Below are 15,303 nucleotides of genomic sequence, written 5' to 3'. Positions count from 1 at the left end.
AAGTTCACTGCTGGACTAATTGATGCCCTGCATGCTCGACTGGCAACGGATTCAACATCGCTAAAGGCAGCGGCTTCAGCCCGCTCATCACCGAACGCAGCAAAGCCAGCATCACGCCAAGCATCAGTCCCAATACCAAGCCCAATACAACGATCAACAGCTTCTTCGGCTTTATCGGCGAAAGCGGGCTCACCGCTGGCTGGTCCACATCAACCAGGTCTTGCAACAACAGTTCGGGCTTCAATGCCTGCAAATAGGATGACTCCTCTTCCCACTTGGCCAGCTTAGCCAGGAACAGATCATCGTTATCGCGCTTGCGTAACGCTTCGACTTCGCGATTGTGGCGCAACATCCGCAGTTGCTTTTCGATCTCGCCAACATGCGGATCGGTAAAATCATCGGAGCTGCGTGCCCGCAATGCCTTTCGCTCGGCACCCAAGGCTTCGGTGCCCATGAAGTAAAGTGGAATCTGCTGATTATTCACTTCGGTGCGTATCAGGTTATTGGATGATTGCTGGCCAATCTCGCGCATGGAGGAAGGTGTCGCTGGCTTGTGGATCCCCAACTGCTCGGCGATCATCATCGCTTCGGTCAGTTGTGCAATGCGGTTCTGGCGGCGTAACTTGAGCTGCTGTCGCAGGCCTGACAACTCGTCGATAAGGTTGGCACGCTTTACAGAATCGGCCTCCAACAACTTGGCGATTTTCGATTGCTTGTCTGCCTCATAACCAATACGGGCAGCCGCAATCTGGCTTTGCAGTTTGCTCAGGCGGTTCGCCACCAATGTGTTGATTTCGGCTGCAATACGCGTTCGCTCCTGCTCTATGGCATAAGCAATCAAGCCATTCACCACGGCAGGCCCGTCGACGCCCTCGGGGTAGACAAAACTCAGGCCAACATAGTTAGACAGAGAATTGGCTCTCTTGGCGTCGGGCTTCAAAATGGTGAATGCGGATTCGTTGAGTCGTTCAAACGCTTGCTCGAGCGTCATACCAGGCTGCTCAAGAGCCTGGAAAAGTGCCTGGTGCTCCTGGAAAAACGCATAGCGGGTTGAATAGGACTCAAGCGAAATACCAATGCGCTTAAGCACCTGATCCCTGTCAACCTTATACACGCCAGTGAGGTTGAGCTGGTCGAAGCTTTTCAGCGACGTGGGCTTAAGAATGCTTTGCGCTTGGTAATAGGGTGTTGCGAGCATTGCATAGGCAACTGCTGCGGCGCCAACCAGCGCCATGACTGACGCAATCAGCCAACGCTGTCGCCACAAGCCACTGACCAAGGCAATTAAATCAATCTCATCGTTTCTGAATTCTGGATCATGACTTACGCGAGCATTCATTACAGCATCCATTAAATTGCTTGGAAATTCCTCTTCAGCGCATATCTATCATGTCTAGAATAGGCCTAGAACCTGACAAAAGACTGGTCGCCCTGAAGGGCGCGCGACGATATCAGACTGATATCATTATGCCAAGCAATTGATAGTACTGACTTAACTGCAATCCTATTACTCAGCGAGAAGCCAGCATGCAGCAGATGCCCTACCAACCATTGGCTTGTGCCCTGTATGACGAAATAGAAATCGCCTGCCTGCATAGTTACGACCTGGCAATCGAATTGATTTCCGGCGCAACACTTGAAGGCCAGGCACTAACCACCGAAACCAGTGCCGATAAGCAAGAGTTTCTAATCATCAGGACCGCTGACGACAAAGTGCGCGTGCGCCTTGACCAGCTACAGGCAATTACTGCCCTGACGCCGGGCGCGAGCTTCAAGCGCATTGAGATGAACAAGCCAGACAGTTCGTCCTGAGCGTTACAACAAACCACAGGTATTAAAAAGCCGGGCATAAGCCCGGCTTGAATAACCCGTAGTAATCAATCACCACATCAGGTCATCAGGCACCTGATAGGCCGCATACGGATCATCGGCATCTGGCGCCTCGGTTGGCGTATTGAGCAGCACCACACGACGCGGATCGCGTTCCTGGATCTTAAGCGCCGCCTCACGCGGGATCACTTCATAACCACCGCCATGACGCACAATGGCCAGCGAGCCGCTGCTTAACTTGTTGCGCACCAGATCATTGACCGGCAAGCGCTTAACTTTCTTGTCATCGGCAAAGTTGTAGTAGTCCTCGGTCGTCAGCTTAGGCAGGCGCGATGCTTCAATCAGTTGCTTGACCTGGGCTGCCTTGGCCTTTTGCTCGGCCTTTTCTTGCTGTTGACGGTTCAGCTCTTGGTCGCGAGCAAGCTTCTCTGCCCTTGCCTGCTCTGCGGCCAGCTGTTGCGAGTTGTCCTTCTCGACTTGGCCCTTATGCTCCATGCGCTGCTGTTTTTGCTTTTGCTTAGTAGCCTGTTTGGCCTGCTTCTCGTTAACCAACCCCGCCTTTAGCAGTTGGTCGCGTAGTGATAAAGCCATGACTTACCTCGGTATTCAACGACAGCAACCTCGATCCACACAGGTCTTGTTGCCATTTATTTTGATCCAATTTACAACCAGCGCCTCGCCCAGGTAACCAGCAGAGGCGCCTGGGCCAGCCGCGCTTAGATTTATCGACGCAATTCCCGCCTGCCGCGCATATTGATTGCTTATTGGCAATCAGCCAAGTGTTTGCTGTTTTTCCAGCTTCTTGGCCTCGCCCCACAAGGCATCGAGTGACTCCAGGTCGCACTTGGCAATGTCGCGTCCCGACGCGCGCAGCGCCTGCTCGATAAACCTGAAGCGCCGCTCGAACTTGGCGTTCGCCATACGCAACGCCGCCTCCGGGTCCACCTTCAAGTGGCGCGCAAGGTTGGTCACCACGAACAGCAAGTCACCAAGTTCCTCGGCAACCGCGCAGGCGTCATTTTCACTCATGGCTTCAAGCACTTCGTCCAGCTCTTCGCGGACTTTATCCACGACCCCGAGTGCCTCTGGCCAGTCAAACCCTACCTGCGCCGCACGTTTTTGCAGCTTCACAGCACGGGACATCGACGGCAACGTGCTGGGTACATCGTCCAGCAGCGATAGCTGCTCGGGTGCTCGCGCGTTGGCGGCACGCTCCTCGGCCTTGATCTGGTCCCAACGCTGCTTGACTGCCTCTGGATCGAGCCTGGGCAGTTCGACCGCACCGTACAAGTCACCGTCGGGAAACACATGGGGATGGCGACGCACCAGCTTGCGGGTAATGGTGTCGATGACCTCAGCAAAACCAAAGCGCCCTTCTTCTGCGGCCAACTGACTGTAATAAACCACCTGGAACAGCAAATCACCCAGTTCACCTGGCAATTGATCGAAATCGCCACGCTCGATCACATCAGCAACCTCGTAAGCCTCTTCAAGCGTATAGGGCACTATGGTCGCGTAGCTTTGCTCAAGGTCCCAGGGGCAGCCATGCTGCGGATCACGCAGGCGCGCCATAAGGTGTAGCAAGTCGTTTAGCTGGTACATAAATCCTCAGGAAGAACTGCGCAAACGCCGGGCTTCGATAATATTGGGCAACTGTGAAATCCGACCCAGCAAGCGACCCAGCGCTTCAAGACCGGGGATTTCAATGGTGATCGACATAGTCGCGGTGTTGTCTTCCTTGTTCGACTGGGTATTGACCGCCAGCACATTGAGCTTCTCGTTGAGCAGTATCTGGGTAACATCGCGCAGCAGCCCGGAACGGTCATATGCGCGAATAACCACGTCAACCGGGTAGGTCTGCACCGGTACCGGCCCCCAACTGACCTGGATCATCCGCTCAGGCTCGCGCCCTGCCAACTGCAATACCGCCGCACAATCCTGACGGTGAATACTCACGCCCCGCCCCAAGGTGATGTAGCCAACGATGGGGTCGCCCGGCAATGGCTGGCAACAGCCGGCCATCTGCGTCAGCAAGTTGCCGACGCCCTGAATTTGAATATCGCCGCGCTTGCCTGGCTTGAAACCCAGCGCTTTACGCGGAATAAGCTCAAGCTGCTCGGTGTTGCGCTCCGGCTCCACCAGCTGCTGGGCGAGGTTTACCACATGGGCCAGGCGAACATCTGCCGCACCCAGGGCCGCAAACAGATCCTCGGATGACTTCAGGTTGGCCTTTTCAGCCAGCTTATCGAAATCCACATGCGACAGTGCCAAGCGGCCTAGTTCACGCTCAAGCAAACCTTTACCGGCCAGTACGTTCTGGTCCCGGTCCTGCATCTTGAACCAGTGGACAATTTTTGCCCGCGCCCGCGAAGTGGTGATGTAGCCCAGGTTGGAGTTCAGCCAGTCGCGGCTCGGCGTGCCTTGCTTGCTGGTGATGATTTCGACCTGCTCACCGGTTTGCAGGCTGTAGCTCAGCGGCACGATGCGCCCGTTTACCTTGGCGCCACGACAGTTGTGGCCGATCTCGGTATGTACGCGGTAGGCGAAGTCCAGGGGCGTCGAGTCCTTGGGCAAATCAACTGCATGCCCATCGGGCGTGAACACATAGACCCGATCCGGCTCGATATCGACACGCAGCTGTTCGGCCAAGCCGCCAATGTCGCCCAGCTCTTCGTGCCATTCGAGGACCTGGCGCAGCCACGAGATTTTCTCTTCGTAGTGATTCGACCCCGACTTGACGTCGGTGCCTTTATAGCGCCAGTGCGCACAAACACCGAGCTCAGCTTCTTCGTGCATCGCAGCAGTACGAATCTGCACCTCGAGCACTTTGCCTTCTGGACCTAGAACTGCGGTGTGCAACGAGCGATAGCCGTTTTCCTTGGGATTGGCGATGTAGTCGTCAAACTCCTTGGGAATGTGTCGCCACAGCGTATGGACAATACCCAGCGCCGTGTAGCAGTCGCGCATCTGCGGCACCAGAACCCGTACGGCGCGCACGTCATAGATCTGACTGAACTGCAGGCCCTTGCGCTGCATTTTCCGCCAGATGGAGTAAATATGCTTGGCCCGCCCACTGATATCCGCCTCAATGCCCGTGGCCTCAAGCTCTGATCGCAGCTGATCCATCACTTCGTTGATGTAGTGCTCGCGATCCAGCCGCCGCTCATGCAGCAAGGTGGCGATCTGCTTGTACTGCTCGGGCTCAAGGTAGCGAAAGGACAGGTCCTCAAGCTCCCATTTGATGTGGCCGATGCCCAGCCGGTGGGCCAATGGTGCGTAGATATCAAAGACTTCGCGAGCAACGCGCTGGCGCTTCTCATCGTCAGCCAGCTTGACTGCACGAATAGCGCAGGTGCGCTCGGCCAACTTGATCAGCGCAACGCGCACGTCATCGACCATGGCCACGAGCATTTTGCGCAGGTTATCGACCTGGGCCTGTGACCCCAGCACCATGGAGTCGCGCGGGTTCATGCTCGCACTGATGGCTGCCATGCGCAGCACGCCCTCGATCAGCTTGGCGACCACTGGTCCAAAGCGTTGATGCACGGCCGCAAGCTCAACGGTGCCTTCACGAACACCGCGATAGAGCACCGCCGCGACCAAGGAGTCCTGGTCAAGTTTGAGATCAGCTAGAATCTCGGCGATTTCCAGGCCGACACGAAAACTGGAGGCACCCTCGCTCCACAGGTTTTGCGCTGCGTTGGCTTGCTGTTCTGCCTCACGGGCGAACTCACATGCGCTGCGCAGCGCATCACGATCCAATGCGGGATCAACGCCAAGCACGTGATCCAGCCATGCCTCAAGGTTGATGCTGCCGTCATCGTTGATCGGCTGATGCGCTCTAACCTGAACCATTTTGCTTACCTTCCCTACGAAGCGCACATTGCGCTACGAATCGACGCCGACCGCCTAGTCAAGAGGGCCGGTCAAACTGCTGTAAGGCGCAAATCCTTCACACCCCTGCATGCGCAACCGGGGCGCTGCATTGAACAACAATGCAAGCGGCCCGAACTGCGACCTTCGAACTGCATGAGGCATTTACATGCCTCGCGACCCGCAAGAGTCAAGCCCTGGCTACTAACTGCTCGCCAGCTCAAATAAAACCATGGCCTCAACATGCGCCGTCTGCGGAAACATGTCGAGAATGCCAGCTTTTTTCAAACGATAACCCTGTGCAATAAGCTGCTCGGCGTCCCGTGCAAGAGTTGCCGGATTACAGGAAACATACACCACCCGGCCTGCGCCCAGTGCAGCAAGTTGCTTCACCACTTGATAGGCACCATCACGCGGCGGGTCAAGTAAAACGGCGGAAAACCCACCTTTGCTCCACTTTTTATCAGTCAGCGACTCGGACAAGTCCGCATGGTAAAAGTGCGCATTGCTCAGTGAATTTTCAAGGGCATTTGCGCTGGCCCGTTCAACCATCGCCTGCACGCCCTCAACTGCAATAACTTCCCGGGCTAGACGAGCCAATGGCAACGCAAAATTACCCAGGCCACAAAATAGATCAAGAACCCGCTCATTGTCTTGCGGAGCCAGCCACTCCAACGCCTGTGCAATCATCGATTGGTTGACCGAGGCATTGACCTGCACAAAATCACCAGGCCGATACGCCAACTCCAGATCCCACTCAGGCAAGGCATAAGCCAGGCCTTGACCAGCAACAAAGGGCGCAGGGTCGGACGTGCCTTGCAGCCACAGTTGCGCCTCGTGCTCAGCGCAAAAGTGCTGCAAGCGATTGAGATCTGCCTCTGGCAATGCTTCGGTGTGACGCACCAATACCGCACTGGCAGTGCCATTAAATAGCTCAACGTGACCGATCGCCTGTGGCTTTTCGAGCTGGCCAAGGGCCTCTGGCAAACCGCGTAATATTGGCTGCAAGGGCTGTACCAGAACCGGGCAGTTATCTATCGCAATAATTTCCTGGCTTGCCGCTGCGCGAAAACCTACCGCCAGTTGCTTGCGCTTTGGGTCCCAACGCACAGCCACGCGGGCCCGACGCCGATAACCGAACTCGGGGCCTGTCAAAGGTGCAGCCCATTGCTCGGGCTGAGCCTGGGCCAGACGGCTTAACTGCTCCGCAAGCATTGCCTGCTTGAGTGCAAGCTGATCCGCATGCGCCATGTGCTGCACACTGCATCCCCCGCAGGTGCGGGCATGCGCGCAGGGCTCTTGGCGACGCTCGGAGCTGGCAAGCATAATGCGTTCACTGCGCGCTTCGACCACTTGGCTGCGGGCTGACTGCACGCGTGCCTCAACATGCTCGCCCGGCAGCGCTCCGGATACAAACCAGGTGCGCCCCTCACTGAAGGCAATACCGCGGCCATCGTTGGCCAAACGTTCAATGACCAGCCTTTGCTTTTTGCCCACGGGCACTTGTGGCGCCCGTGTCCCACCACTGGGTTGAAAACGTAAACCGCCGTTTTTCCTGGCCATTAATGCTGTGGCGCGTCGTAGATGCCAGTCGACAGATAGCGATCACCACGATCACAGATGATCGCCACCATTACTGCGTTTTCAACCTGTTGAGACAGACGCAGCATAGCGGCGACAGCACCACCTGAAGAAACCCCGCAAAAGATCCCTTCCTCACGCGCCAGTCGACGCATGACCTGCTCGGCCTCGTCCTGACCCATGTCGACCACTTGGTCAACCCGCTCGGCATCAAAGATTTTCGGCAGGTACTCATGGGGCCAGCGACGAATGCCGGGGATCGAGGCACCTTCTTGCGGCTGCAAGCCGACAATCTGCACCTGGGCGTTTTGCTCCTTGAGGTAGCGCGAAACCCCCATGATGGTGCCCGTAGTGCCCATGGAACTTACGAAATGGGTAATAGTGCCCTGGGTCTGTTGCCAGATTTCAGGGCCGGTGGCGTCGTAGTGGGCCTGGGGATTATCACCATTGCCAAATTGATCAAGCACCTTGCCGCGACCCTCACGCTGCATGCGCTCGGCCAGGTCACGCGCCCCTTCCATCCCCTCTTCACGCGTTACCAGGACCAGCTCGGCACCATAGGCGGTCATGGCCGCCTTGCGCTCAGCCGTTGAGTTGTCCGGCATGATCAGGACCATCTTGTAGCCCTTGATCGCCGCGGCCATCGCCAATGCAATCCCGGTATTGCCCGAGGTCGCCTCAATCAGGGTATCGCCTGGCTGGATATCGCCACGGCGCTCCGCGCGGGTGATCATCGACAATGCAGGACGATCCTTGACTGAACCTGCCGGGTTATTGCCTTCCAACTTGACCAACAGCGTATTGGAGGTGTTGCCGGGCAGGCGCTGTAGACGCACCAGGGGGGTGTTGCCGATGCACTCGGCGATGGTCGGAAATTGCACGGTCATGACGTCAATCAGGTCCAAACTACTTGGTGGGTGCCTATGATAACGGTAAACCACTATGCGCCCACAACAAAGCCCCATACGCCGGTCTGCTTTATTCGAGGCAAGCTTGATTCCAATTGACGGAAGACCACACCAGCGCGTGCTGGGCCAGACGCTCTAGAGCGCAAGATCATCTGGGACGGCCAGCGTCGCCGCGTTGAGTAACCTCTTGTTGGATGGTACGCAAACGGTACACTGCACAATAACAATCAGAGAGGGATGTGCGTGTTCAAGGACCTAGGCATTAAAGGCCGCGTTTTAATACTGACGCTATTGCCAACCAGTCTGCTGGCGTTCCTGCTTGGCGGGTACTTTATCTGGGCACAACTCTCGAACCTCCAGGGCCAGCTACTGCAACGTGGCGAGATGATTGCAGAACAGCTGGCACCGCTTACGGCTCCCGCCTTTCTACGCGGCGATATCGAGGTACTCCAGCGCATCGCTACCCAGTCCCTGGAGCAGCCCGACGTTCGTTCAGTAAGCCTGCTCGACAAGGATAAAGTGCTGCTCGCCCATGCGGGCCCAAGCATGCTCAATCCAATGCCTACAGTCGGCAGCGGCACCGAAAAGCTCACGGCCAAGCACAGCAACGACGATGCCACGCGCTTCCTGCTTCCAGTATTTGAGCACCACCTGGGCCTGACCGGCGAGCCGCCGCACCTGGGCAGCGACAAGCTGGTCGGCTGGGTCGAGCTCGAGCTATCCCATCACGCCACCCTGCTCAGTGGCTACCACAGCCTACTCACCAGTTTATTGCTGGTAGCTGCCGGCTTGGTGCTCACGGCCTTGCTCGCATTGCGTATGAGTCATTCGATCAACGACCCATTGCGCCGGGTCAAGGAAGGCGTTGCCCAACTGAAGGAAGGCAAACTCGAAACCCGTCTTCCACTGCTCGGCAGCCAGGAACTGGACGAGCTGGCATCGGGCATCAATCGCATGGCCGAAGCCCTGCAAAATGCGCAGGAAGAACTGCAGCACAGCATTGACCAGGCAACCGAGGACGTTCGCCAGAACCTCGAGACCATTGAAATCCAGAACATCGAACTGGATTTCGCCCGTAAAGAAGCACTTGAGGCCAGTCGTATCAAATCCGAGTTCCTGGCCAATATGAGCCATGAAATTCGCACACCCCTTAATGGCATCCTTGGTTTCACCAACCTGCTACAAAAGAGCGAGTTGACTCCTCGCCAGCAGGATTACCTGAGCACCATCGAAAAATCGGCGGATAACCTGCTCGGGATCATCAATGAAATCCTTGATTTCTCCAAGATCGAAGCCGGCAAACTGGTGCTTGAGAGCATCCCCTTCAACCTGCGCGAACTGATTCAAGACACCCTGACGATTCTGGCGCCAACAGCCCACGAAAAACACCTTGAGCTGTTGAGCCTGGTCTACCGCGACACGCCACGCGCCCTGCTTGGAGACCCATTGCGTCTCAGGCAGATCCTGACCAACCTGGTCAATAACGCAATCAAGTTCACCCGTGAAGGCAGCATTGCAGTACGCGTGATGCTCGAAGATGAAAACGAGAGCCACGCCCAGATACGCATTAGCGTGCAAGACAGTGGAATTGGCCTGTCCGATGACGACCTGCGCCTGCTCTTCCAGGCTTTCAGCCAGGCCGACAACTCGCTGTCACGGCAAGCGGGCGGCACCGGCTTGGGCCTGGCCATTTCAAAGCGTCTTATTGAACAGATGGGCGGCGAAATTGGCGTCGACAGCTCACCAGGCCAAGGCTCCGAATTCTGGATAAGCCTGAGCTTGCCCAAGGCGCGCGCAGACATTGAAGACCTGCCACGCCCGCCACTGCTTGGCCGCAGCATTGCCATCCTGGAAACCCATGAACTGGCGCGCCAGGCGCTACAGCATCAGCTCGAAGATTGCGGACTCAATGTCAACGCATTCAGCCAGCCAGACTCACTGCTCGAGGCGATTGGCGCCTCACGGCAAGGCCCGAGCCCAATTGGCATTGCGGTCATGGGCGTGACTTCCCAGGAGCTGCCTCCGGAAAGACTGAAGCACTACATCCGCCAACTTGAGCAAATGTCCTGCAAATGCATCGTGCTCTGCCCGACCACCGAGCAAGTGCTCTATCACAGCAGCCTGCCAGATGCCTATACCCAACTCCATGCAAAGCCTGCATGCACGCGCAAGCTGCAGCGCGCCTTGAGCGAAATGATCAGCCCGCGTCACCAGCGCTTGACCGCCGAAACACCAGAGCCTACCCGAACACCCAATATTCTTTGCGTTGACGACAACCCGGCCAACTTGCTCCTGGTACAAACCCTGCTCGAGGACATGGGAGCCGATGTCAGCGTCGCCAAGGACGGTCACGAAGCCTTGGATAAAGCCAGGAAAGTTCGTTTCGACCTGATACTCATGGACGTGCAGATGCCCGGCATGGACGGGCGGGAAACCACCGAAGCGATTCGCCTCTGGGAAACAGAGCAGAACAACAGCGCAGTGCCCATCGTTGCCCTCACCGCACATGCCCTGTCCAATGAAAAACGTACCCTGCTGCAAAGTGGCATGGACGACTACCTGACCAAGCCTATCAGTGAGCGGCAACTGGCTCAGGTGGTACTGAAATGGACCGGCTTATCGCTGCGCGCTCTTCTGCCCGAGCGTACGGATGACAACTCGCGCCAAGACATAGACCTCAACCAGATCAGCACCCTGGATAACGAGGAAGGCTTGCGCCTGGCTGCCGGAAAGGCCGATTTGGCCGCCGACATGCTCAATATGCTGCTGGCGGGTTTACCGACAGACTTGCAAGCCATACGTCAGGCCCGCCAATCCGACAACAGCCAGCTTCTGATTGAACGAGTGCATCGCCTGCATGGCGCCACCCGATATTGCGGAGTGCCACAGTTGCGAGCCACCTGCCTGCGCAGTGAAACCCTGCTCAAACAGGATGATCCCGGGGCAAAACATGCACTCGACCAACTTGAAGCGGCCATAGAACGCCTGATGATCGAGACCCAGGCCGAGGCCTAGCAACCCAGCCCCACGCCAATGCATCCAGCGGGCGCGGGCTGGACCGGCTGCATATGCTATAAACAATGAGTTTCAGGCATACAGGGCAATCAGGTTTAGGCCGCTGCGTGATAGCATTCGCGCCAATCTGGAGGAACCATGGCCGAACACGATTTTCGCTACAGCTTACTCAACCCCGAACACACCTTGATTGAATGCCGAGCAATGGCACCTGGACGCTATCAGGTCACCGGCAACGGCGGCTCGATAAAAAGCGGCGACAGCCTGATCGTCACACTCAAAGGCAGCCGCGACCTGAGCATGCGCCTGCAAGTCGAAAAGGTTCGCCACCTGATCAACCCGCCAGGCCAGTGGGTTGCAGTGGCCATGGGTCCGGTCTTCAAAGAACTGGCGATTCATAATTGGCAAGTCACTTGTGACAGCTGCGCCAAGCAAATCGACGTTGAATTTGCCGTCGATAGCGCCCTGGGTAAAAAAGCTCAGGCACTTGCAGCTCAGCAGCGGGTCAATGAGTTAGGTTGGTCGACTGAGAACGACCGCCACATGTGCCCGCAATGTCAGAAGGAATGACGATGAAAGCATTAATAGGCATCAGCCTAATCAGTGCCAGCCTCCTGGGCTGTGCGAGCGACGCGATGAAAGTTGAAACGGATCAAACCTACGAGGTCGAATGGATTGGCGAACGCCCGCTCATTGACTATAGCCACTTGACCATCACTCTCGGCAGTGACGGTCGCGCTTATGGCAGCGCGGGCTGCAACCACTGGTTTGCCGCCTATAAGCTCGATGGCGACAAGATCAGCTTCGAACAGGCCGGTAGCACCCGCAAAATGTGCGCCCCTGCCCTTATGGAGCAAGAAACTCGCTTCCTGCAGAGCCTGCCAAGCATCACTCGTTGGGACTTCTCGCCCACCGACCAGCTACGCCTGTGGCCCAAAGAGGGCAAACCCTTGAGGTTGTGGCCGGTCACAGACTGACCGCTGCCAAGTGGCTTGGGCGATGCGAGCGCTAGCGTTCAAATAGCTCAAGCTGCTCATGCCGGCCACGCAGATCATGCAAGCGCACCCCTACCCCTAGCAACCGCACTGCCTTGTTCCCGCGAGCAAATGCCGCACTCATCAGCAACTTGTAGCTGTCCAGGTCACGGCGCGCGCCTGCTTGCTCAAGGGTGGTTTGGGTAAAGTCATGAAACTTGATCTTCACAAACGGCTTGTCCGGCCTGTAGCTGTTATCGAGCCGCGCCATGCGCCGGTCAAGCTCTTGCAACAAGTCCGGCAGTTGCTCCAGGCAAGCGGCCAGATCCGGCAAGTCCTGGTTGTAGGTATTCTCGACACTGACCGACTGGCGACGGCTGTCAGTCTGTACCGCGCGCTCATCGATCCCGCGCGCCAGGCTCCACAACCGCTCACCAAAACTGCCGAACTCACGTATCAGCCTGAGCTTGTCCCACTCACGCAACTCACTGCAGGTTTGAATGCCCAGGCGTGCCAGTTTCGCAGCAGTCACCTTGCCGACCCCATGCAACTTGGCTACAGCCAGGTCAGCCACGAAATCATCGACTTGATCCGGGGTAATCACGAATAAGCCATTGGGTTTCTTCCAGTCGCTGGCGATCTTGGCCAAAAACTTGTTTGGCGCCACACCGGCGGAAACGGTGATGTGCAACTCCGAAGAGACTCGCCTGCGAATATCCTGGGCAATACGGGTCGCACTACCAGCAAAGTGCTGACTGTCGGTTACATCAAGAAAAGCCTCATCCAGCGATAAAGGCTCAATCTGGTCGGTGTAATCGCGGAAAATGCCGTGTATTTCACGGGAAACAGCTTTGTAGACATCCATGCGCGGCCTGACGATCAGCAAGTCCGGGCATAGCTTCTGCGCATGCCCGGAAGCCATTGCCGAACGCACGCCGTAGGCACGCGCCTCATAATTACAGGTCGCGATGACACCGCGCCGGTCAGCCGTGCCGCCAACCGCCAACGGCCTGCCCGCCAGGCTGGGATCATCACGCATCTCAATGGCTGCATAAAAGCAGTCACAGTCAACATGGATGATTTTGCGATTCGTGGCCAATGCAGTCGTGCACCCGCTGAGCACAGCTAGGAAGCTGCTATTAAGTCATGCATCAAGCACGGCGTTCAAGTTGCTTGATCCACTCAGGATCGAACCTTGTTTGCTCAAGCGGAATATTCAGCGCCTGCATCTTCTCCTGGTGCTGATTAATTTCTGCGAGCATTTGCACATGCTCGCTGGAGTTGCCATCCAACTGGTGCATCTGGCTGACACCGAGATGATAGAAACGCAGTATCTTCATGCTCAGAGGATCTTCGACCTTAACCCCGGCAGTCACCTGGTGCATGACATTGGTGACACGCATCAGGCTACGCTTGAGCTGCCAGCCATACACTGCAGCAGCCATCCACGGCTGCGACCAGAATACCCCTCGCACCAGCGCAATAGTCAGCGCCAGCGCGACGATCACCCCCGCCAGGTTCAAGCGAAAGTTATCACCACCGGGCTGCCCGAACAGTTGCACCGCAAGTGTCGAGCAAACGAGCGTCAGCAGCACGAAACTCCCCGCGACCAGCAGCGTGCTGCGACGGGTTTGCTGCCGATATTGCTCCGGATCAAGCGGTTTGATGACGAACGCCACGCGCGGGCTCCTTACTGAGATTCGATTGACCGTCATTATCACTCGGGACGCCGGTATCGGCACCCCTGGATTAGTTATCAGCCAATCGAATAAGTAACAAAGCCCTGCGGCAGCCTAGTAAACCAGCGTCAGGACAATATTGAAGATCAACGCAACGGCAAACCCCAGGGGCGCAGCACGTAACAACAGCTTGGGGAAAAACTCGGAACGGCTCTGCTCGGTCGGGCACGAGCCCAGCAACAGGCTACCGCCAGAGGAAAACGGCGAGATTGAAGTCGCTTGCGCACCCACCACGATGCACACGAATATCACCAGCGGATCAATGCCCAACGCAGCGGCAATTGGCGGCACAATCGGGAACAAGGCTGGAGTTACAACGCCCAAGGTGCTGGCGAACAACGACATCAACGCCGCGACTACGCCAAATGCCACCGGCACCATGACAGGTGGAATCGAAGTACCAATCCATGACGCCAGCAGGTCAATGGTGCCGACCTTGATAGCAATCGCGATCAGCATGCCAACGCCACAGATCATCACCAGCGTTGCCCAAGGCACGGTCGCCATTGCCTTGCGCTCATCGCCCAGCTTGAGCAGCAGCGCGATAACCGCGAACACACTGGCAATCAGGCCTATGTCCATTTTCGAGTTGATGAATGCGACAGTTGGATGATCCGGCAGTACGATCTGTGCAATAGGTGCAACCAGCACCAGCGCCATCATCACGATCGTCAGCAACAGGGTGGTTTTCTGTTGCTTGTTCAGCGCACTGGGTTGGCTGATGGTGTAGGTAGAGCTTTGCATCAACTTCTTGTGCCCGGTAAAGAGTACAAAGCCGCTGATCACGAGCAGTGGAATGACAAAAGTGCTGAGGAAAATAGCAAAACTATTAATAAATGCCGTGTTCTCGGCAATACCGGAGTTGGTCATCAGGCTGCGGAAAATAATACCGCTTTGGCTCGAGACAAAGTTTGCACCGCCCAAAGCCCCATAATTCACCGCCATAGCGCCAAGAATCAGGCTCATGCGCGTGCGCTCACACAGCATCAGGGTCAGTGGCGCCATGAACGCCAGCACCGTGTAATAACCCGCGCCAAGACCGGCAATCAGCGCCGAGGTCAGGAAAACCGCATAGGGCAGCAAGTGCGGGAATTTGCGACAGCTGTAGAGCAGGTGCTCAGCCAGCTTTTCCAAGGTGCCGTTAACAATCGCAAAGCTGTAGAACAGGCATACCGAGAAGATGATAAAGAACATCTTCAGCGGCCACATCTTGATCACATCCGAGGGGCTCAGGCCCATCACAAAGCAACCAATCAGATAGGAAAAGGCAATGGCAAACAAGCCAATGTTGATCTTGGTTTTATAACCCAAGGCTATGGAGATCACGATTGCCGCGATCACGATCAAACTCATCATTTTCAGACCCGCCAATTATTCTTGTAA

13 protein-coding genes are annotated in these 15,303 nt (G+C 56.5%); 4 read left to right on the top strand and 9 right to left on the bottom strand.

The window, feature by feature from the left end:
- Nucleotides 1-4 precede the first annotated feature (4 nt).
- Nucleotides 5-1,339 carry a Wzz/FepE/Etk N-terminal domain-containing protein gene (locus tag CHB79_RS01840; protein WP_245851319.1) on the bottom strand — a complete coding sequence of 445 codons (1,335 nt, stop codon included), beginning with the start codon at nt 1,337-1,339 and terminating at the stop codon, nt 5-7.
- 188 nt (nt 1,340-1,527) lie between these two features.
- On the opposite strand from CHB79_RS01840, the gene CHB79_RS01835 reads away from it, so the two are divergent.
- A complete protein-coding gene (locus CHB79_RS01835; protein WP_089358710.1) occupies nt 1,528-1,812 on the top strand; it encodes a Rho-binding antiterminator in 285 nt (94 codons plus the stop codon).
- Between the two features lie 69 nt (nt 1,813-1,881).
- Here the strand turns inward: CHB79_RS01835 and CHB79_RS01830 are convergent, their stop codons facing one another.
- The 5 genes from CHB79_RS01830 to cysM all read right to left on the bottom strand — a co-directional run bounded on the left by CHB79_RS01830 (nt 1,882) and on the right by cysM (nt 8,171).
- Entirely contained in the window at nt 1,882-2,421 is a 540-nt protein-coding gene (locus tag CHB79_RS01830) for a DUF2058 domain-containing protein (protein ID WP_010484839.1), read from the bottom strand.
- A gap of 180 nt (nt 2,422-2,601) precedes the next feature.
- A complete protein-coding gene (mazG, locus tag CHB79_RS01825) occupies nt 2,602-3,432 on the bottom strand; it encodes a nucleoside triphosphate pyrophosphohydrolase (protein WP_089358709.1) in 831 nt (276 codons plus the stop codon).
- A gap of 6 nt (nt 3,433-3,438) precedes the next feature.
- Nucleotides 3,439-5,685, bottom strand: a complete 2,247-nt coding sequence (gene relA, locus CHB79_RS01820) for a GTP diphosphokinase (protein WP_010484835.1) — start codon at nt 5,683-5,685, stop codon at nt 3,439-3,441.
- Nucleotides 5,686-5,907: 222 nt separating this feature from the next.
- Nucleotides 5,908-7,266, bottom strand: a complete 1,359-nt coding sequence (rlmD, locus tag CHB79_RS01815; protein ID WP_089358708.1) for a 23S rRNA (uracil(1939)-C(5))-methyltransferase RlmD — start codon at nt 7,264-7,266, stop codon at nt 5,908-5,910.
- Nucleotides 7,266-8,171, bottom strand: a complete 906-nt coding sequence (gene cysM / locus CHB79_RS01810; RefSeq protein ID WP_010484831.1) for a cysteine synthase CysM — start codon at nt 8,169-8,171, stop codon at nt 7,266-7,268. Before cysM ends, rlmD begins: the two co-directional genes overlap by 1 nt.
- 264 nt (nt 8,172-8,435) lie before the next feature.
- On the opposite strand from cysM, the gene CHB79_RS01805 reads away from it, so the two are divergent.
- The 3 genes from CHB79_RS01805 (at nt 8,436) to CHB79_RS01795 (ending at nt 12,184) form a co-directional block, all read left to right on the top strand.
- The gene (locus tag CHB79_RS01805) at nt 8,436-11,207 is read left to right on the top strand and encodes a response regulator (RefSeq protein ID WP_089359182.1); all 2,772 of its coding nucleotides are present in this window, start codon (nt 8,436-8,438) and stop codon (nt 11,205-11,207) included.
- Between the two features lie 138 nt (nt 11,208-11,345).
- A complete protein-coding gene (locus CHB79_RS01800) occupies nt 11,346-11,777 on the top strand; it encodes a hypothetical protein (RefSeq protein ID WP_010484827.1) in 432 nt (143 codons plus the stop codon).
- A 2-nt stretch (nt 11,778-11,779) separates the two neighbouring features.
- On the top strand, nt 11,780-12,184 hold the full coding sequence (locus tag CHB79_RS01795) for an META domain-containing protein (protein WP_010484826.1): 405 nt from the start codon (nt 11,780-11,782) through the stop codon (nt 12,182-12,184).
- A 31-nt stretch (nt 12,185-12,215) separates the two neighbouring features.
- Here the strand turns inward: CHB79_RS01795 and dinB are convergent, their stop codons facing one another.
- The 3 genes from dinB to CHB79_RS01780 form a co-directional block, all read right to left on the bottom strand.
- Nucleotides 12,216-13,280, bottom strand: coding sequence for a DNA polymerase IV (dinB, locus tag CHB79_RS01790; protein ID WP_089359181.1), 1,065 nt, complete (start codon nt 13,278-13,280; stop codon nt 12,216-12,218).
- Between the two features lie 52 nt (nt 13,281-13,332).
- Nucleotides 13,333-13,896 (bottom strand): DUF3087 domain-containing protein, encoded by a 564-nt coding sequence (locus tag CHB79_RS01785; RefSeq protein ID WP_176443114.1) that lies wholly within the window; start codon nt 13,894-13,896, stop codon nt 13,333-13,335.
- Nucleotides 13,897-13,974: 78 nt separating this feature from the next.
- Nucleotides 13,975-15,273, bottom strand: coding sequence for an SLC13 family permease (locus tag CHB79_RS01780; RefSeq protein ID WP_217898850.1), 1,299 nt, complete (start codon nt 15,271-15,273; stop codon nt 13,975-13,977).
- Nucleotides 15,274-15,303 lie beyond the last annotated feature (30 nt).

Origin of the sequence: Pseudomonas segetis (assembly GCF_900188155.1) — a bacterium.
Classification (GTDB): Bacteria; Pseudomonadota; Gammaproteobacteria; order Pseudomonadales; family Pseudomonadaceae; genus Aquipseudomonas; species Aquipseudomonas segetis.
This window is presented reverse-complemented; position numbering and strand designations above follow the sequence as displayed.